Origin of the sequence: Pollutibacter soli (genome assembly GCA_029269725.1) — a bacterium.
Classification (GTDB): Bacteria; Bacteroidota; Bacteroidia; order Chitinophagales; family Chitinophagaceae; genus Pollutibacter; species Pollutibacter soli.
Genome location: JARJHS010000015.1, coordinates 24,123 through 42,192 on the forward strand (window position 1 = coordinate 24,123; position 18,070 = coordinate 42,192).

Below are 18,070 nucleotides of genomic sequence, written 5' to 3' on the forward strand. Positions count from 1 at the left end.
ACACTTTTTGTGTAAATGAAATGATTGTAATGAATGTGAGTAACATTCGGCAATGAACTATTTAGACTAAAACTGAACCCACAAAAATCAAATCATGTTAACCGAATCTTTAATTAGCAGGCGAAAAGCGATCGCAGGATTATCAGCCGGGCTCACGACTGCGATAGCGGTGCCAGCGTTTGCGAATGAAAAAAATTCACCTGCAACAATGCAGGAAATCATCGACCCAACCAGTAAATATCCAAAGCCCCCTTTCAGGTCTCAATCCCAGCCCTGGCCCGGTCTTGCAAACAAAATGGATCCAAAACCTGATCACGGCGAAAAATCATACAAGGGATCCGGTCGCCTGAAAGGAAGAAAAGCCTTGATTACTGGTGGTGATTCCGGAATTGGAAGAGCAGCTGCTATTGCATACGCACGTGAAGGTGCAGATGTTGCCATCAATTATTTTCCTTCTGAAGAAAACGACGCACAGGAGGTGATTGCATTGATGAAAGATGCAGGAGTGAAGGCTGTCGCTATTCCCGGCGATCTGCGCGATGAAGCGTTTTGTAAAAAAATGGTGGCCGATGCGGTACAGGCATTGGGCGGATTGGACATTCTCGTCAACAATGCAGCACGTCAGCAGACAAGAGCTTCGATACTCGATGTGTCATCCGAAGATTTTGATGCAACGATGAAGACGAATATCTATGCGCCCTTCTGGACGATCAAGGCTGCACTACCGCATCTCAAACCCGGATCAGCAATCATCGGAACTTCCTCGGAACAGGCGGAGAATCCATCTGCGGAACTTTACGACTACGCACAAACGAAAGCGGCGACTTCGAACTATGTGAAGTCGCTGGCCAAACAACTCGGTCCGAAAGGCATCCGTGTGAATGCGGTCGCCCCTGGTCCGGTATGGACACCTTTACAGGTAAGCGGCGGAGCGACACAGGAGAAGCTTATGAAGTTTGGCGGGAATACGGCCCTGGGCAGACCCGGACAACCCGCTGAGCTTGCTTCCATTTTTGTTCAACTCGCAGTGGAAGATGCAAGTTTTGCAACAGGTAGTGTTTATGAATCCCATGGCGGTGGAAAAGTGGAATGACTCTAAAAGGTTAAATCCTTAGTCATTAATTCTTCAACAAAATATCAGAATCATGGAAAGACTAAAACAATACGTACTGATTACCGGGGGCACTTCCGGTATCGGACTCGAACTTGCGCGCATATTCGCGCAGAATGGTTATAACCTCGTGATCGTCGCCCGTGATGAGATCGATTTGCAACAAACAAGGGAAACATTATCGGGATATGGGGTGGAGGTAGAAACCATTGCAAAAGATCTTTTTGACAACGACCAGGCCTTTGAAGTATATGAAGAGGTTAAGGCAAGAAACATCACCATAGATATTCTAGTGAATAATGCCGGCCAGGGACAGTACGGTGAATTCAAAGACACGGACATCTGGCGCGAACTCTCTATCATTCAATTGAATATTTCCGCCCTTGTTATTCTTACAAAACAATTTCTTTTTGAAATGCTCGAAAGAGGTTCGGGCAAAATTCTCAATACATCTTCTATTGCGAGTAAAGCGCCTGGGCCTTATCAATCGGTCTATCATGGAACGAAAGCTTTTGTTCAATCGTTTACAGAAGCCTTAAGGAACGAAGTGAAAGACAGGGGAATAGTGGTAACCGCATTGCTGCCGGGCGCAACAGATACTGACTTCTTCAACAAAGCGGATATGCTGGATTCGAAGATTGTCCAGGAAGGAAAACTTGATGACCCTGCAAAAGTAGCCCGGGATGGTTATCATGCGCTGATGAGAGGAGATGATATGGTTGTTTCAGGATTTAGGAATAAGATCAACGTGGCGATGAGCAATATTTTGCCTGATGAGTTTGTTGCAAATAATATGTCGGATAAACAGGAGCCCGTGAACAAAAAAACGGGCAAAAAATAATTGAGCGTATCTAAAAAATTTAATTCGATGGCTAATACGTATAACAGCCGGGATGTCTATCCTGGCTGTTTTTATCATGCTTACGAAGGATTTGTTCGCAAAATGATTTTTAAGGATTGACAGTTAGTATGTGCAAATTACCAGACGCTGTCATAAAATTTTATTGCGACTGTTTGAAACTGGATGAAAAATTATTTCCGAACTTTGAAAACGAATGCGGCATAGGGTTTGACTTGTTATAATACCAGGCCATCCACCCCCAATTCCCAATATCTTTTGAATTTATTAAACGCTGTGCCCTTGGCGTATTTTTACCTTTTCAAAATTACCAGGCTATGCGAACAGAAAAGATTAAAGCGAAGACCAGGGTTTTGGAAGAGCTTTTAAAAATCCAACCAGATTCTAAAATTGAAAAGCTTTTTAAAAAAGATCCTGAACCGAAAAAAGAAAAGGAAGTTAAGTCTCACAAACTTCCGAAGTCACAGGAGAGGATTTTCAAACCGAAGAAACACGATTTTCTTTGAGTGATGAACTCTTGAGTCTGATTCCTGAAACATGGGTTTACACTATTGTTTGATAAATGTTGTGGAGTTTTTCAACATAAAAGCTGGATAATCATCTCCGGTCAACATCTGCAGTTGGAATAACCAGCATACCGTGTTGCATTTATATTTCATTTGTTTTTTCTGCTTCACCGCTTTTGGTTTTTTTATTCCTTCCTGTATTCCTGTATCCCGAATTCTGTCTTTTCCCTTTCAGTTGAATTTAAAATATGCGTAGTACAATGTAAACGAAAACACAATGTGCCCTAAGAAAATTACTACATAAAATAATTTCCATGGCGCATCCAGTCTGCTGCCGTCTCGGATCTTTTTCAAAGTGATCCAACTCACGACAGCAACCACGCCGAGAATCAATCCGCACGTAAGCCAATCACCGAACACGGGTGTCGTCTGTAAAAGTTTTGGTGCCCAATAGAGGCACACAAACGCAAAGAATATCCCGATCAGGTAGTGAATGATAGTTGCTAGAGCCCAATAAGGAAAAAAATTCTTCTGATTTACGCGTTCTGATTTTCTTTCGAGAAGGCGGGTCAGGATCCTGATCACAAAAAGATTTTTCTTCAGCAGCATCGCTGCCATGTTCGTGAACAGTGTCATCACGGCTGTCGCTGCCAAAGTAGATAAAATAATTTTTGCTATCATTTGCAGGTAGAATTATTTCTTAAATACAAAGATATTGCTCTGCTATTGATCTGATGTGATATACAAATGGTTCCGGCATGCACCGGAACTGAAAACCGAAAAGGGTCACCCAAACCTTGAGAGGCTGCTTAGCGAACAACGAACAACGAACAACGAACAACGAACAACGAACTTGTTTAAACTATCAACAACGAACTGTAAACAATATACAGGGTGTTCCCGCCCTGAACCGTGAACTATCCACTTTGAACTCCCTCGTGGCATACACTTTGAAACCTGCAGGTTAACTAATACGATTTGTTATGCTCAAAAGAGACGGCTACACACATAGCTTGTGGCAGGATAATCATGAGCCATACCTACCTGTGAACAAACCTGACCCTAAAACTATTTTTGATGTCATCATTGTTGGAGGGGGAATCACCGGGGTGAGTACAGCATATCAACTGCAAAAAGCAGGGAAAAAATGCCTCATAATTGAAGCATATAATTTGTGTTTTGGTACAACAGGCGGCACTACTGCTCACCTCAATACCTTATTGGATACTCCCTATTCGACGATAGAAAAAAAATTTAATGAAGAGAAAGCCAGACTTGTTGCTGATTCTGTTCAGGATGCGTTGAAATTGATAAAGGCCAATATCAGAGATCTGGACATCCGGTGTGAGTATGAAGACGCTGATGCATATCTTTTTGCTACCGATGATAAGCAGGTAAAAGATCTGGAGAAAATTGTTGAGGCAACTGTAGAAGCGGGCCTCCATATGGAATTTATTGACCAGATACCGATATCGCAGGAATTTTTAAAAGCGGCTTATATAACTGGCCAGGGAAAATTCAATCCCATTCCTTATGTGATGTCTCTGGCTGCAGAATTTGAAAAACTCGGCGGAAGAATGCTGACGCAGTCGCGCGTGATGGAGGTGAAGGAAGAGGGCGACAAATTGAATGTAAATACAGAAACAGATACCTGGATCGCTGATCAGCTGATTTACGCAACACATATTCCTCCGGGAGTAAACCTCCTGCATCTTCGTTGTGTTCCGTGGCGAAGTTATGCGCTGGCAGCAACATTGGCAGACGATAACTATCCTGATGATCTGATTTATGATATGGAGGATCCGTATCATTATTATCGAACACAGACAATCAACGGAGAAAAGTTTTTGATCGCGGGAGGAAAGGATCATAAAACGGGGCATGAAGAAAATACGGAAAGGCCTTTTCAACTTCTGGAAGCGCATGTCCGGAAATATTTCGATATAAAACATATGGTAAATGAATGGTCCTCCCAGTATTACGAATCTGCGGATGGGCTTCCTTACATCGGGCACCTGCCCGGCACACCTGAAAGAATTTTTGTTGCAACCGGTTTTGGCGGAAACGGAATGATCTACAGCAGTGTTGCTGCGATCGTGCTGAGAGATATGCTTACAGGCCTTGATTCGCCTTACGAAAATTTGTATGATCCGAACCGATTGAAACCGGTTGCTGGTTTCTCCAGTTTTGTACAACACAATACCGGAGTCATCAAAGAATATTTTAAAAAGCTTATACCATTTGAGAAGATCAGCACCTTGTCAGAACTGGCGGCAGGCGAAGGGAGACTCGTGCGGTTCGGAGATCATTCCATCGCACTTTCAAAAGATGCCTGGAACAGGTTTCATGCAGTAAGTCCGAAATGTACACATCTGGGTTGCGAAGTACAATGGAATATTGCAGAACAATCCTGGGATTGCCCATGTCATGGTGCGCGCTACAATACGGACGGAAAGGTGCTGAATGGTCCGGCACATGAGGGGCTGGACAAAATAGCGGTTGATGGTCAACGTGAGATACAGGCCAATCATAAAGGTCTGAAAAAAGATTTTTAAAAAAAGGATTTCATAATAAGGAAAGTATCCGTTTGCAAAAAAATGCATTTGCTGCTCTATTGCGTGAATTCAGAATACTAAACAGATTATTCAAACTCTAAAACCACAACGATGCCTACACAGGAAAGTAAACTTCCCGATAATGTTCCCGTGAACAGAAAGACCGAAAACCTGGAACCGGATATGGAAATCGCCACCGGAGAATTTATGACGACGGACCAGGGCGTAAGAATTAATAATGATTCCGATTCGTTAAAAGCCGGTGATCGCGGTCCGACTTTGATGGAGGATTTTATCTTCCGGGAGAAGATGACGCATTTTGATCACGAGCGCATACCTGAGCGCATCGTGCATGCGCGTGGCTCCGCAGCCCATGGAGTATTTCAACTGTATACTCCTTTACCGCAATTAACAAAAGCAGGATTTTTGAATAAGGCAGGACAGGAAACGCCGGTGTTCGTGCGGTTTTCTACGGTTGCCGGTTCGCGCGGATCAACAGATCTTGCTCGTGATGTTCGTGGCTTTGCAGTTAAATTTTATACTGACGAAGGAAATTTTGATCTGGTGGGAAATAATATGCCCGTCTTTTTTATCCAGGATGCAATCAAATTTCCCGACCTCGTACATGCCGTTAAACCGGAACCGCACAACGAAATTCCGCAGGCGGCTTCAGCGCATGATACTTTCTGGGATTTTATTTCCCTGATGCCGGAATCCGCTCACATGATCATGTGGCTCATGAGCGATCGGGCAATACCACGGAGTTTAAGAATGATGGAAGGATTTGGTGTCCATACATTCCGACTGGTTAATGATAAAGATGAATCGCATTTTGTGAAGTTTCATTGGAAACCTTTGCTGGGTGTTCATTCTGTAGCGTGGGACGAAGCACAGGTGATATCAGGAAAAGACCCTGACTTTCATCGCAGGGATCTCTGGGAAGCGATCGATAAAGGAATTTTTCCTGAGTGGGAATTAGGTATACAGGTAATTCCCGAAGCGGATGAACATAAATTCGAATTCGATCTTCTTGATCCAACGAAAATAATTCCGGAGGAATTAGTACCTGTGCAGCGCATCGGTAAGATGACATTGAACAGGAACCCTGATAATTTTTTTGCAGAAACTGAACAGGTGGCATTTCATGTAGGCAACGTGGTGCCGGGTATTGACTTCACCAATGACCCATTGATGCAGGGTCGTTTATTTTCATATACGGACACGCAACTGATCCGTCTTGGTGGTCCCAACTTTCATGAAATTCCAATCAACCGATCAATCGTTCCTGTACATAATCATCAGCGTGATGGTTTTATGCGTCAGCAGATCAACAAAGGACGCGTAAGTTATCATCCCAATTCGCTGGGCAGCGGATGTCCTTTTCTCGCAGGTAAAATGCAGGGTGGATTTACATCTTTTACGGAAAAGATTGATGCGCAGAAAATACGCATGCGCAGTAAAAGTTTCCGCGATCATTTCAGCCAGGCGACATTGTTTTTCAACAGCCAATCTGAACCAGAGAAACAACATCTCATCGATGCCCTTTCATTTGAATTAGGAAAAGTTGAAACAAAAGAGATCAGGGAAAGAATGGTATCGATACTTTCTATGATTGATGATGGACTGGCGGCGAAAGTGGCGCTGAACCTGGGTTTGAAAGTTCAGAAACCGGAAACACCCATCAATAAAAATATTCCTGCTGATGGTAACCCGGATGATTACGAGCCAGTCATCATGAAGAGCAGCGTGGAAAAATCAGCACCGCTGTCAATGGTAAATACAGTGAAGGATTCCATTGAATCCAGAAAGATTGCCATTCTTGTTGCTCAAGGTGTTGATGAAAACAGCCTCATCGAAATGCAGGATGCCTTAACAGAAGCCGGAGCAGTAGCCGAGATAGTTGCACCAAAACTCGGAACGCTGAGTGCTGAAAAGGATACGATCGTTCCAGTGAAGCATAGTTTTCTCACTGCTTCGTCAGTAATGTTCGATGCAGTATATGTACCGGGAGGAATAAACAGCATCGGTACATTGATGAAAACACCGGAAGCGATTTATTTTATAAACCAGGCATATAAACATTGCAAACCGGTTGCTTTTGATGAATCAGCCAAAGAGATTCTTGCAAAAACGAATATTGGTGAAAAAGATGACATCGATGATGGTATTATCGTCGGTGGCGATGTGAAGTCACTGGCGACAAGTTTTATTGAGGCGATTAAGCAACATCGGTTCTGGGAACGGGAAGCGTTTCATAAGAACCCGGCGTAAGAAGGAGACGGCAGACGGCAGGAGTTTATAGGTTTTATTTTTCCGCGTTTCCGATTCAATGATTGATTTGTTTCTATGTGCTTAATTTTTTAAACCACATAGTCACATAGAAAACACAGGCACATAAGAAGGATAGATTTCTTTGAGTGACAGGCTTCTTATGTGCCTTCTGTGTTCTATGTGGTTCAAAAAAGATCTACACACATCACGCAAACATAAAACTGGAAAAAGAAATCCCAAACTTGATAATACAGAAGTGCCGATTGTCATGCAGAAAAGCGTCTGCTATGGCAACCGACCACTGACACCGTCTGCTCCAAAAAATATCCAATGAACAATTACACCCAATACGTAGGTATCGCTGCCGGTATCTTCACCGCAATATCAATGTTGCCGCAGCTGATCAAAATAGTCAGAACGAAAAAAGCAGAAAGTGTTTCCCTTTTTATGGTCATAATTCTGTTACTCGGTCTATCCGCTTGGGTACTGTATGGATGGTTGAAAAAAGACTGGCCAATAATAGTGACAAACGCATTTTCAATTGTAGTGAATGTGCTGATTTTTATTTTTTCTGTCAGGTATAAACAAAAAAACGGCGACGGGAACTGAAAACAGAAGCAGAAACTGACACAGAAATAGAAAACAGAAAACTGAGAACAGATAGGAGATTAGTCGTAGAGACGCGATGCATCGCGTCTCTACGACTAATCCAGGCAGAATGCACCTGGCATGACAGCTGACAACCAAAAAAAAATAAAATAATCTATGAGCCTGATCTGCTATCATGCATCGCATGAACAATTTCCACCTTCTGAACTGCTCCGTCTTTCTGTGCTTGCAGAGAAGACCGGGTTCCAGGGGATACATTCTTCCGATCACTTTCATCCCTGGAGTTCAAAGCAGGGACAAAGTGGATTTACATTCAGTTGGATCGCTGCTGCAATGCAGGCGACACAGATTCCATTCAGTATGGTATGTGCGCCCGGGCAGCGATACCATCCTGCGATTGTAGCGCAGGCGATAGCAACGCTGGGAGAGATGTTTCCTAAACGATTCAGTATTGAACTGGGCAGTGGTGAAGCACTGAATGAAGCTATCACCGGTGATCCTTGGCCCGATAAAAAATCAAGGGATCAAAGACTTCTGGAATGTGCAAAAGTGATCCGGTTATTATTGCAGGGAAATATTGTTGATTTCAACGGATTGGTTACAGTGAAACATGCGAAGCTGTATACACTACCCGAATTTGTACCCGAATTATTTTGTGCTGCGCTTACCAATGAAACTTCAGCATGGGCGGGTACCTGGGCGGATGGTTTGCTCACCACAGGAGGAGAAGAAAAAGATATACTCGAAAAGATGAAATCATTTTATAAAGCGGGCGGAGAAGGCAAGCCCGTGTTTCTCCAGTTTGCATTTTCTTATGCGCATTCGATCGAAGAAGCTAAAAATGGCGCATATGATCAATGGCGTTCGAATGTGATCGACTCGGAGAAATTTGCCCGGTTTTCAACGGTAGAAGAGTTTGAAAAAGAAGGAGAAAAAAACTCTGTAGAAAGTGTAATCGAAACTATCCGGGTTTTTGATGATATGGAACAGATATCCCATGAGATTGATAAAATGAAATCAACCGGTGCCGCGAGAATTGTACTACACAATGTAAATACCAACCAGGAAGAATTTATCAGAGATGCGGCTGTTCTTTTCCGGTAGTTAAAATTTTTGACGATGATGAACAAAACAATTTTTCAGTTTTTTCATTGGTATTTTCGGAAAGAAGATAATCTCTGGAACAATTGTGCAGATCAATCTGAATATCTCTCCCGCCTTGGTGTTACTGATATCTGGTTGCCGCCAGCATATAAATCGGCGATCGGAGCCGATGAACCCGGTTATGCAGTATATGATCTTTTCGATTTAGGTGAATTTGATCAGAAAAATTCTGTTCGTACCAGGCATGGAACCAAGGACGAGTACATCAACTGTATAAAACGACTCGCTGAAAAAAATATCGATGTTCTTGCCGATATCGTGTTAAATCACCGGATGGGAGCAGATGAAAAAGAAAAAATCCGGGTGACGAAGTTCAAAGATGAAAATCGGCTTGAACCTCAGTCAGGTGAAATGGAGATTGAGGCGCATACCAGATTTACATTCCCGGGCCGCCAGGGAAAATACTCAGACTACATATGGGATGCACAAAGTTTTACCGGCGTATGTGAGGATGGAATACCCGCCATAATTCATAACGAATGGACTAAAGACGGATGGGATGAAAACCTGGATGAAGAGCAGGGGAATTATGATTATCTGATGGGATGTGATGTAGAGTTCCGGAACCCGAATGTTCGTGAGGAGTTGGTGAAGTGGGGCATATGGTATATTGAAACAACCGGAGTAAAAGGTTTTCGGCTGGATGGCTTAAAACATATTCCGCAATCATTTTTTCCGGAGTGGCTGGATCGGATAAAGAAACATTTCAACAGGGATTTTTTTACCATAGGTGAATTCTGGAAAAATGACCTGGCGATGCTCGAAAAATTTATTCAGCTGACCGATGGGCGAATCCAGCTCTTTGATGTTCCGTTTCATTTCAATTTGTACGGGGCATCAAAAGAAGGACGCAATTATGATCTTCGTCAGATCCTTGACAACACATTAGTGACCAAAGTACCACAGCTGACTATTACGTTTGTCGACAATCATGATACGCAACCTGGTCAGTCTTTGGAATCATTGGTAGAACCATGGTTTAAGCCACATGCGTATGCACTGATTTTATTAAGAGAAGGGGGTATTCCCTGTATTTTTCATCCGGCACTTTATTCTGCAACCTATAAAGAAAAAGATGAAAAAGGAAAGGAAAAGGAATTTACTATTCCGAAAATTGACATACTGGACATTATGATGAAAGTGAGAGCGCAGCTGGCTTATGGAAAACAAACAGATTATTTTGACGACCCTAATGTTATCGGATGGGTTAGGAGTGGTGTTGAAGAAAAAGCGAACTCCGGACTAGCTGTGTTAATTACCAATAAAGAGGAGTCATCAAAAAAAATGAGTTTGGGAAAAGAGCATGCAGGAAAGACAATGGGAGATGTGGAACGAAAGTTTGACGATGTAACATTGAATAACGAAGGCGTTGGCGAGTTCCATGTTGCTGCGGGTTATTGCAGTATCTGGACGTTTAAAGGCGCCCTGAAATAGATTTAATGTAAGCTAATGTTTTGATTTACAGGCGTAAAGTAGAGGTATCTAGAAAGTGCGCAGGGATTGGCATGGTTATCGATTTAACCAGGATAATTCCAACCGTCCCAGGAAAACATACATCAGGCATCACACCCTTTGAAAGTGATAATGCTAATTTTTGCTTATTTCACTTTAAACAATTGTTATGGTTTCTGAAAATGCGCGAGCTGATATTCAACTTCTGAAAATTAAACTTGCATTTGAAAAAAGAAATTTTCGAAACGCGCTCAGAGATGATTTTGAGTTTTCTTATCTGAAAAATATTCTTAGCCGCATCCGTTCGATAGAAAAAGATCTTGTGCGTTCTGATTTTAGATTAAAAAGCTGATTTGATGTATCAGCGATCCGATGCAGAGCTACATTGAAGAATTCTATTTTCATTATTCTAAGAAAGAAACTTTCATGTTTATTAACTCCCGGATTACACGTAGCTAATCAGTTGCCGTTTATTTGGGATATAAAGTAAAGTTGCATTGCGAGGCACAATCTCCCAAAACCCTTCAGTTGCTTTCATTCGAAAAGTCATCTTTTTTCAGCGGCAGAATTTTCACAATGCCCGCCCGATACCAGGAAAATTTGTATTGTCTAAGAATGTGCCGGACCGGGTTTCTGAGCTTCAGGCTATTCACAAGGACTCTTCAAATTCTGTAGAATGAATAATGATTGGCCGGGTTAGGAAAATAATAAAACCCCAATAAAAACGCTGGCAATTTAACAGATAGTTTCCTGGTGCGGTGATGTTCTTTACGTATATTCTTGCGGACGGCGGCATATAAATTGATTCTCGTGAGCGAATTATTCACTCACGATGAGACAGATATTCTATTCGCATAAAATTTTACTTTGTTTAGCTTTTTCATTTTTAGTTTCTCATATCAGTGCCCAGGAAAAAATTCAGACTGACCGACCCGATCAATCTGATGGCGCATCGGTCATTTCAAATGGGAAATTTCAGTTAGAGTCCAGCATCATATATGCGAGAATTAAGGACTCAGCAGGATCATATATTTCATCTACGCTTTTGCGGTATGGTTTATTCAAAGGCTTCGAGTTGCGCGCAACAGCTGAGCAAGGAAAGAACCGCGATCTGTATATCAGCGAAACCGTACAAGGATTTTATCCATTGACCATCGGATTCAAATCAGAATTATTACAGGAAAAAAAGTACACGCCCGCAATATCGCTTGTAGGATATCTTCAGCTGCCTTTTACTAACCACAACAGCAAGGGCTATTACTGGTCACCAGCCCTATTTCTGATTGCAGAAAAGAAGATTGATCATCTGATGATTGATGTGAATGTAGGCCCGAAACAGGCTGCATTTTCCAATGAATGGTCTGTGCAGTTCAGTGGAGATTTAAAATACGAAGCAGGTGAACATCTGAATGTTTTCGGTGAATATTTTGCGCAATGTGACTCTCACCAGCCGCAGCACAATGTAGATTTCGGCGTGCAGTTACTCGTTACAAAATCGGTGGAACTTCACGTGGCTGCAGGTTCCAGTATTCATTACCGACCACACAATTATTTTCTTTCGATCGGTGGAGGCGTAGCCTTTTAGAACGGCTGCAGGTTTACAGCCACCATGTAGTGTTACCGGAAATGTTCACCTGCTGCAAGTTTAACACCATCAATAAAAATAAATAGCCCCGAGCTTAAGTGGTAAGACAAAAGCATCGGGGTGTTTCAGAAGAACTAAATCTTTCTGCGACTGCATCTGGTTAAAATTTTGTGCCATCAAAAAAGCGTATGACTTTCATCCGGACTAAATGTAATATTAGGGCCGATGTCTCTGATTTTCGCTACATTTCAAAAAAAATAGAATGAAGTCTGGTCCGATTATTCTTATTGAAGACGATGAAGATGATAAAGAGATTTTTCAAACCTGCCTGGCTGAATTAATCGTGACCAATAAACTTATTTGGTTTAACAACTGCGCTGAAGCTTTTCATTATTTGAAAACTACCTCCGAGCAGCCATTCATAATATTCAGTGATGTCAATTTGCAGAAAATAACCGGTATCGAGTTTAAGCGCCAGATCGATTCGGACCCCCAGCTTCGACGAAAAAGTATTCCATTCATTTTTTATTCAACCTCAGTGTCTCAGGATACGGTAGATAAAGCCTACATCGAATTGAGTGTACAGGGCTTTTTCCAAAAGAAAAGTTCTTTTCTCGAGGTTAAGAATTCAATCCATATGATTCTTAGATACTGGAGCGAATGCCGGCATCCTAACACAAGATAGCGAAGAAACATGCCGGCTAACCGAACTTTGAATTTGAATGCCTAAGACGATCTCTGAAGTATCCCCGGAGCCGGATAGTTAGGATGCGGAAATTGCATAGTTTTATGAGAATGGGAGAAGTTTCGACTAACCTTCGCTCCCGCACGAATAGGGAGATTCATAGAATTAACTGCTGTATTTTTTCGAAGATTTGCACGGAGCTTTATGCTTTTCGCGCCGGATGGATTCAAATCATAACTTCCATTTAAGATGGTTCATTATGGAGTACACAGTGCTTCAAATAAAAACCGAACAATACAGATGAACCACTAAAGTTATTTTGTCCTATGCCTTCACGGGAGCACGGAAATTATTCCGGAAATTTTGCCCATATAATTTCAGACGATGATATCAGCAAAAATCAGTGGGAGATTGGGTAGTTAATTCAGCATTTCTTGTCAGGCCCACCTCGATGTGTATTTCGATCAGTCATCTTCTAAAGTCTGATCGTAACTTAAGGCATTCGGTTTAGTGGAAAAAGCAATGCAATCAAAAATGCTGACTGCATTGCTATCAGGCCAAACACAAATAATTATTCTTCTTCCTCTTCGCTTTCCTCCCCGCCTTCCTGTTCAGCTTCCCAGTTGATATCGTTTTCTGCAATTTCAGTCAGACCAGCATCTGTTTGTTTTTCTTCTTCGAGAGTTGCAGCCAGGAGTTCTGCAACATCATCACGACCCATGGTGCGTGCAAGTGAAACGAGTCCGCCATAAGTTGCGATTTCATAATGCTCTACTTTTTGAGCCGCCATGATGATACCTACATCACGGGTCATAGAACCGTCCTCCGTTTCTTCAACAATCGATTCTCCTTCTTTGATCAGGCCCTCCATTGCATCACATTTCTTGGCCTGCGGCTTTTTACCCATCAGTTCAAAAACCTGTTCAAGCCTTGAAACATGTTCTTCTGTTTGTGTAATATGCTCCTCGATTGCATTCTGCAGCTCTTCAGTGGTTGCTGCATCCTGCATTTTTGGTAGTGCCTTCGTAAGTTGCTTTTCCGCCCAGTAAATATCTTTCAGACTGTCGTGAAAAAATTTATCCAGTTGAGAATTACCTTCTACAGGCTCGCGTTTCAGTGAAGGTCTTTTCGAATCCTTTCCCGCTGTTTTATTGTTGCTTTTGTTTGCTGTTTTCTTAGCTCCTTTAGCGTTTGCCATGGTTGATTTTTTGGGTGTGTTAATAATCTGTTTGTGTCAAATCCTATGCCCGCTGGTCTGTTATTCGCATAGGAATCAATACATGGTAAAAGCATTGAAAGGCATTTCAATTTTACCCGGCATGAATAAGCAAATGAAGACAAAAGCAGATGTGAAGAAAATATTGATTGAACCACACGTTCAATTCATCGCTGATTTCTTAATAGAAAAAAAAGAGTCAATTTCTGTGGCGGAAAGTGTTACCGCTGGCCTGATGCAGCTGAAGTTAGCGTCGGCAGAAAATGCCTCGGAATTTTTCCAGGGAGGAATGACTGCGTATAATATCGGGCAAAAATATCGTCACCTGAAAATCGATCCTATCCACGCCGCCACAGTGAATTGTGTTTCGCAACAAATTGCTGAACAGATGTCCTTGTCAGTTTGTGAAATGTTTTCCAGTCAGTGGGGGATAGGCATCACAGGTTATGCGACGCCTGTACCGCAAGGCGGGTTTAAGCTCTTTGCATTTTATTCTATCAGTTATAAAAACAGGATCGTTTCAAAAGGAAAGATATCAGCCGCGGAAGAAAAGCCAGACATTATACAGGCTTTGTATGTTTCATCAGTATTCGAAAAACTGAGACTTTGTATGAAGCAACACTAAGCGTAATGATTAATTCCGCATTTTCATCCGGCACAATTTTTTATCCATGTATAAAAAATTACTACTATGGGAGAAAATTCCAGTAAGAAGAATGAAGATGGCAGGCGGGTAAGTCAACAACCTGAAGAGCAGGCATACCAAAAATCGGAAGCAAAAAAAATCACAGGCTCTTCTTCCAAGTCAAAGTCAAAGCCCACTAAATAACATTTATTTCAGCCCATGCCTCAAGGCAGATCAAAAGATCGGTAGTGAGGTTTTTCATATTTTCCAACCATAGCCCCTTGAAACATGAACACCATAACGTTTCAGATCAGGTTTCTTTACAGAGGTACCAACTATACAGCCGAAGCGATACGATATAGTAATCATTTTAATGAAGTTTACTATATGGTACAGGAGCTCCGTCCTTTCCGAAGGATGGAGTCGAATGTTTTCTCTATTGACAAATACGAAAAACGTTTTGAATTCACCGGTGGGTACAGCCCGCTGAAGCTGGCGATTGCCCACGCCATTGAAAAGGCCTGCATTGAGAGGAATCTTTCCTGCTTCGAAATCGAAGAGCATACAATATTCTGAATGAATGCAGAATTTTCTCTTTACCGGGTATTAAACACCAGGCTGTTTAGTCTATTTTATTTTTACTTTGCATCTTTGCGGAACGTCATAAGCTATTGAATAAAAATATGCGCGAACCATCTATATTTTACATGCAAACTCTGCACTGGAAATCCATAGTACAGGAGATTATGGACAAGGGAGATCAGAATTTAAAAGACACCATTACCATCCTGCCCGTCCGCGATCCGGATTTTAATCATTACCTGGTCGTTTCGCTTTCTGACACTGGAGATGAGATCTTTCAGAAATTAGGTGGCACACTATTGGAGAACCAGGGTTTGAAGGAAAGAATTTCTGCTTTGCCGAAAAAACCTTTATTCGGTAAAAAAGAAAACCTGGACTACATAAAATAGTGTCTGATTGTTGTCGATCAGGGACGGTGCGTTCCAAGCATCTTCTTAATGAATGCTATAATCTCTCGTGAATATTTATTGTCGAAATACTCAAAGCTGTGCCCCTGTTCTTTATTCAGCCGGTCAGCTCTGAAAATCTTTTTGCCATCGGCGTTTTCAACAATCATTGGAAATTCGGGCAACTCAATATCTGATGAGGATTTTTCAATCCGGATGTTTATTGGCTCCGGGTGATGTTGTGTTGTATCAATATCGAAAAAGACTTTTGCTTCACCTTCATCCCATTTAAAAAGATTTTCAAATGCGGCCATCTTTCATTTTTTTTTTGACATTAATCCGTTTCCGGGAAATGAAATATCAAATACCGCTCCAACCCGATTTGTAATGAAAATTCCGGCATGACCAAAATGCCCGGGGTAAAAATACCTTTATTTAATTGACTGTTGAAGCATGGCCGGTACATTACTCAACATTTGTCATATAACTGTTGACAATTTTGGCAATAAAATGTTCTCCGCCTGGTTTTACCCAGGTGTTCTTTAATGATAGGAAGATTGCATCGTAAACATTTTTTCTTTGTATGTGCCAGCCAGTGTTTTTTCAATGTGTACTCTTTCTTCCAATGCAGAAAATCAAAGCTGTAATTACGCACCTCCCTGATCAGTTCGGAAAGTTTGCGCGATGGAATGCATTTGATGATACTCAGTGGATGAATTTTCGTTCTGTACAATACTTCGTTCTTGATGATATTCCCTGAACCAGAGAAGATATTCTGGTTCAATAGCGCGTCACAAGCCAGCATTTCCGGTGAAGCCATCAATTTTTTTCGCGCAGCTTTCGCGTTCCATTCATCAGCCATAATATCTGCATCCCAGTCATAGATTTCGTCCAACGGAGTATCAATGATTTTTAGTGAGCATGCATAAAAACTAATAAATCCTTTTCTGAAAGTCAAACGAAGTCGTGGCGATGCATCTTTTTCTTCATTTATTCTGTAGGATCCAAATAAAAGAAAGTGAATTCTGACCGAAAATCCATGAAAACAAATAAGGAAATGTTTGCCCCAACTTTTGAATCCGATAATTTTTTGATCTGCGATTCGCTGAATATCTTCCTTGCTGTTACCCGTAACTGCAATTACTTTTTTGTTTTCAAAAGGTTTTACCAGCTCTTTCAGAATAACAATTGACGGGCCTTCAGGCATGCTGTCTGTTTAAATGTAGCCAGTTAAAAACCAATGCCAGATGAGTTGGTCTTGCCGGTATTCAAGAAGTGCAGTTACATCAGATGGCTATCCGGTTTTCCATTTCAGTTTAGAGTTTCATATGAAATGATTGCAGGTGGGGAATTGAGTATCCGGCGATGCTATGAATAAAATCCCATATATGAGTGAGAACTGTGTAATAAAAGGGGCGTAATAAACGAAAGATAGTTACACAAAAAGCCTGAATGAAAATTTTTACAAACGATGTAACGGCGATTCACTTCTATTAAAATTCAATCCTGTCAGTTTCAGATTGAAAATAAAACGCTGTGCATTTTCTGCTTTTGCCAGATGGGGCAAGGGTTTGAGAGTCCACCAATTTCTGAATGCAGGCGAAAAGAACTGCCACTAACAAATAATTGAAAAGCCGGTTCATACTTTTTCGTAAAATACCCGGTTGCATGGCACGGGATTTAAACATTTACTTTCGGTTTTTCATAGGAATTGGAACTTACACACGCGGCTGGGATGTCTATCTTGGCTTTTTTTTGAAAGCATTTTTTTTAATCCGACCTCAAGAGAACGAGACTGAACCTCAAACCACAAAAAGCATTAGCCATGGGCTGATGCTTTTTCTGTCAAAACTTAATGGTTAGCACCTGCCGGACCAATGTCCGGATATTTTGGTAATCTCTCTATATCTGTGAAGGGCTATGGATTTTAAATGGGCCGGGTGTATACCTGGCTTTTTTCATTCGTGCAGACATTAGTGGAAATGCATCTGGATTTTTGGGAAATGACGAATGCCTGAGGTGTATACAATTTAAGATGAAATTTCCTGGTGTTAAGTGAAGTGTGTTTTCCAATTTTAGTAATTGGAAATGATTTGATCGATCAGACCACACCGGACTCGCCGGAAACCGTGTGTGTACCGGAGAGTCGGCGGCGAACGATTCTCTGCCAGCTCCTGGGTAATTGTTGACAACATTATTTGACGCAGCCAGACTCGCCTCAGGCGTTGCGATGGCAGTGATCTGATCTCCGGGCCAGGGTCAGTTGTGCAAAACAGCGAATGTGAATATGAAGTTGACGCCTGCACTTGTTCTCAATTTCATTCTATCGCTGACATCAACTTGTTTCGCTCAAACAAAATTGCATTTACGATGTCAACACCTGGCGCCATCCGGGAACTGCATGTTATTCTCGCGGCGGAAGATACCGCAATCCTTCGCTGACGAGCTACAGGAGAATAGTGCT

Annotated in this window: 18 protein-coding genes; 14 read left to right on the forward strand and 4 right to left on the reverse strand. The window is 41.8% G+C overall.

Annotated features, from left to right (window positions below; genetic code table 11):
• Window positions 1-94 precede the first annotated feature (94 nt).
• The 3 genes from P2W82_RS24010 (at window position 95) to P2W82_RS24020 (ending at window position 2,476) form a co-directional block, all read left to right on the forward strand.
• Entirely contained in the window at window positions 95-1,093 is a 999-nt protein-coding gene (locus P2W82_RS24010) for an SDR family oxidoreductase (protein WP_336518507.1), read from the forward strand.
• Window positions 1,094-1,145: 52 nt separating this feature from the next.
• On the forward strand, window positions 1,146-1,952 hold the full coding sequence (locus P2W82_RS24015; RefSeq protein ID WP_336518508.1) for an SDR family NAD(P)-dependent oxidoreductase: 807 nt from the start codon (window positions 1,146-1,148) through the stop codon (window positions 1,950-1,952).
• Between the two features lie 335 nt (window positions 1,953-2,287).
• Complete coding sequence (locus tag P2W82_RS24020) at window positions 2,288-2,476, forward strand: hypothetical protein (protein ID WP_336518509.1); 189 nt, start codon at window positions 2,288-2,290, stop codon at window positions 2,474-2,476.
• A 231-nt stretch (window positions 2,477-2,707) separates the two neighbouring features.
• Here the strand turns inward: P2W82_RS24020 and P2W82_RS24025 are convergent, their stop codons facing one another.
• Window positions 2,708-3,157 (reverse strand): hypothetical protein, encoded by a 450-nt coding sequence (locus tag P2W82_RS24025; protein ID WP_336518510.1) that lies wholly within the window; start codon window positions 3,155-3,157, stop codon window positions 2,708-2,710.
• A 302-nt stretch (window positions 3,158-3,459) separates the two neighbouring features.
• Here P2W82_RS24025 and P2W82_RS24030 point away from each other — a divergent pair, with 302 nt between their 5' ends.
• From P2W82_RS24030 to P2W82_RS24060, 7 genes are all read left to right on the forward strand, one after another.
• Window positions 3,460-5,031: an FAD-dependent oxidoreductase gene (locus P2W82_RS24030; protein WP_336518511.1), complete on the forward strand. Its 1,572-nt coding sequence runs from the start codon at window positions 3,460-3,462 to the stop codon at window positions 5,029-5,031.
• Window positions 5,032-5,142: 111 nt separating this feature from the next.
• Complete coding sequence (locus P2W82_RS24035; protein WP_336518512.1) at window positions 5,143-7,302, forward strand: catalase; 2,160 nt, start codon at window positions 5,143-5,145, stop codon at window positions 7,300-7,302.
• 330 nt (window positions 7,303-7,632) lie between these two features.
• Window positions 7,633-7,911 (forward strand): SemiSWEET family sugar transporter, encoded by a 279-nt coding sequence (locus P2W82_RS24040; protein WP_336518513.1) that lies wholly within the window; start codon window positions 7,633-7,635, stop codon window positions 7,909-7,911.
• A gap of 156 nt (window positions 7,912-8,067) precedes the next feature.
• The gene (locus P2W82_RS24045; protein ID WP_336518514.1) at window positions 8,068-9,015 is read left to right on the forward strand and encodes a TIGR03885 family FMN-dependent LLM class oxidoreductase; all 948 of its coding nucleotides are present in this window, start codon (window positions 8,068-8,070) and stop codon (window positions 9,013-9,015) included.
• A 15-nt stretch (window positions 9,016-9,030) separates the two neighbouring features.
• The gene (locus tag P2W82_RS24050) at window positions 9,031-10,509 is read left to right on the forward strand and encodes an alpha-amylase (RefSeq protein ID WP_336518515.1); all 1,479 of its coding nucleotides are present in this window, start codon (window positions 9,031-9,033) and stop codon (window positions 10,507-10,509) included.
• Between the two features lie 850 nt (window positions 10,510-11,359).
• The gene (locus P2W82_RS24055; protein WP_336518516.1) at window positions 11,360-12,112 is read left to right on the forward strand and encodes a transporter; all 753 of its coding nucleotides are present in this window, start codon (window positions 11,360-11,362) and stop codon (window positions 12,110-12,112) included.
• A gap of 262 nt (window positions 12,113-12,374) precedes the next feature.
• Window positions 12,375-12,797 (forward strand): response regulator, encoded by a 423-nt coding sequence (locus tag P2W82_RS24060; protein WP_336518517.1) that lies wholly within the window; start codon window positions 12,375-12,377, stop codon window positions 12,795-12,797.
• A gap of 571 nt (window positions 12,798-13,368) precedes the next feature.
• Here P2W82_RS24060 and P2W82_RS24065 read toward each other — a convergent pair.
• Window positions 13,369-13,995, reverse strand: coding sequence for a YciE/YciF ferroxidase family protein (locus tag P2W82_RS24065; RefSeq protein ID WP_336518518.1), 627 nt, complete (start codon window positions 13,993-13,995; stop codon window positions 13,369-13,371).
• A gap of 121 nt (window positions 13,996-14,116) precedes the next feature.
• Between P2W82_RS24065 and P2W82_RS24070 the strand changes: the two genes are divergently transcribed.
• From P2W82_RS24070 to P2W82_RS24085, 4 genes are all read left to right on the forward strand, one after another.
• Window positions 14,117-14,638, forward strand: coding sequence for a CinA family protein (locus tag P2W82_RS24070; protein ID WP_336518519.1), 522 nt, complete (start codon window positions 14,117-14,119; stop codon window positions 14,636-14,638).
• 66 nt (window positions 14,639-14,704) lie between these two features.
• A complete protein-coding gene (locus tag P2W82_RS24075) occupies window positions 14,705-14,842 on the forward strand; it encodes a hypothetical protein (protein ID WP_336518520.1) in 138 nt (45 codons plus the stop codon).
• An 84-nt stretch (window positions 14,843-14,926) separates the two neighbouring features.
• Window positions 14,927-15,214 carry a hypothetical protein gene (locus tag P2W82_RS24080; RefSeq protein ID WP_336518521.1) on the forward strand — a complete coding sequence of 96 codons (288 nt, stop codon included), beginning with the start codon at window positions 14,927-14,929 and terminating at the stop codon, window positions 15,212-15,214.
• A gap of 107 nt (window positions 15,215-15,321) precedes the next feature.
• On the forward strand, window positions 15,322-15,609 hold the full coding sequence (locus P2W82_RS24085; RefSeq protein WP_336518522.1) for a hypothetical protein: 288 nt from the start codon (window positions 15,322-15,324) through the stop codon (window positions 15,607-15,609).
• Between the two features lie 17 nt (window positions 15,610-15,626).
• On the opposite strand, the gene P2W82_RS24090 is transcribed toward P2W82_RS24085, so the two are convergent.
• Together P2W82_RS24090 and P2W82_RS24095 are read right to left on the reverse strand one after the other, a co-directional pair.
• Entirely contained in the window at window positions 15,627-15,920 is a 294-nt protein-coding gene (locus P2W82_RS24090; RefSeq protein WP_336518523.1) for a hypothetical protein, read from the reverse strand.
• 155 nt (window positions 15,921-16,075) lie between these two features.
• A complete protein-coding gene (locus P2W82_RS24095; protein WP_336518524.1) occupies window positions 16,076-16,813 on the reverse strand; it encodes an endonuclease in 738 nt (245 codons plus the stop codon).
• Window positions 16,814-18,070: the final 1,257 nt, after the last annotated feature.

What these genes read in the sequence shown, in the direction of transcription:
- P2W82_RS24070 (WP_336518519.1), top strand. Translation starts at nt 14,117, where the DNA reads ATGAATAAGCAAATGAAGACAAAAGCAGATGTGAAGAAAATATTGATT.
- P2W82_RS24035 (WP_336518512.1), top strand. Translation starts at nt 5,143, where the DNA reads ATGCCTACACAGGAAAGTAAACTTCCCGATAATGTTCCCGTGAACAGA.
- P2W82_RS24010 (WP_336518507.1), top strand. Translation starts at nt 95, where the DNA reads ATGTTAACCGAATCTTTAATTAGCAGGCGAAAAGCGATCGCAGGATTA.
- P2W82_RS24055 (WP_336518516.1), top strand. Translation starts at nt 11,360, where the DNA reads ATGAGACAGATATTCTATTCGCATAAAATTTTACTTTGTTTAGCTTTT.
- P2W82_RS24045 (WP_336518514.1), top strand. Translation starts at nt 8,068, where the DNA reads ATGAGCCTGATCTGCTATCATGCATCGCATGAACAATTTCCACCTTCT.
- P2W82_RS24095 (WP_336518524.1), bottom strand. Translation starts at nt 16,813, where the DNA reads ATGCCTGAAGGCCCGTCAATTGTTATTCTGAAAGAGCTGGTAAAACCT.
- P2W82_RS24020 (WP_336518509.1), top strand. Translation starts at nt 2,288, where the DNA reads ATGCGAACAGAAAAGATTAAAGCGAAGACCAGGGTTTTGGAAGAGCTT.
- P2W82_RS24050 (WP_336518515.1), top strand. Translation starts at nt 9,031, where the DNA reads ATGATGAACAAAACAATTTTTCAGTTTTTTCATTGGTATTTTCGGAAA.
- P2W82_RS24085 (WP_336518522.1), top strand. Translation starts at nt 15,322, where the DNA reads ATGCGCGAACCATCTATATTTTACATGCAAACTCTGCACTGGAAATCC.
- P2W82_RS24040 (WP_336518513.1), top strand. Translation starts at nt 7,633, where the DNA reads ATGAACAATTACACCCAATACGTAGGTATCGCTGCCGGTATCTTCACC.
- P2W82_RS24065 (WP_336518518.1), bottom strand. Translation starts at nt 13,995, where the DNA reads ATGGCAAACGCTAAAGGAGCTAAGAAAACAGCAAACAAAAGCAACAAT.
- P2W82_RS24025 (WP_336518510.1), bottom strand. Translation starts at nt 3,157, where the DNA reads ATGATAGCAAAAATTATTTTATCTACTTTGGCAGCGACAGCCGTGATG.
- P2W82_RS24030 (WP_336518511.1), top strand. Translation starts at nt 3,460, where the DNA reads ATGCTCAAAAGAGACGGCTACACACATAGCTTGTGGCAGGATAATCAT.
- P2W82_RS24075 (WP_336518520.1), top strand. Translation starts at nt 14,705, where the DNA reads ATGGGAGAAAATTCCAGTAAGAAGAATGAAGATGGCAGGCGGGTAAGT.
- P2W82_RS24060 (WP_336518517.1), top strand. Translation starts at nt 12,375, where the DNA reads ATGAAGTCTGGTCCGATTATTCTTATTGAAGACGATGAAGATGATAAA.
- P2W82_RS24015 (WP_336518508.1), top strand. Translation starts at nt 1,146, where the DNA reads ATGGAAAGACTAAAACAATACGTACTGATTACCGGGGGCACTTCCGGT.
- P2W82_RS24090 (WP_336518523.1), bottom strand. Translation starts at nt 15,920, where the DNA reads ATGGCCGCATTTGAAAATCTTTTTAAATGGGATGAAGGTGAAGCAAAA.
- P2W82_RS24080 (WP_336518521.1), top strand. Translation starts at nt 14,927, where the DNA reads ATGAACACCATAACGTTTCAGATCAGGTTTCTTTACAGAGGTACCAAC.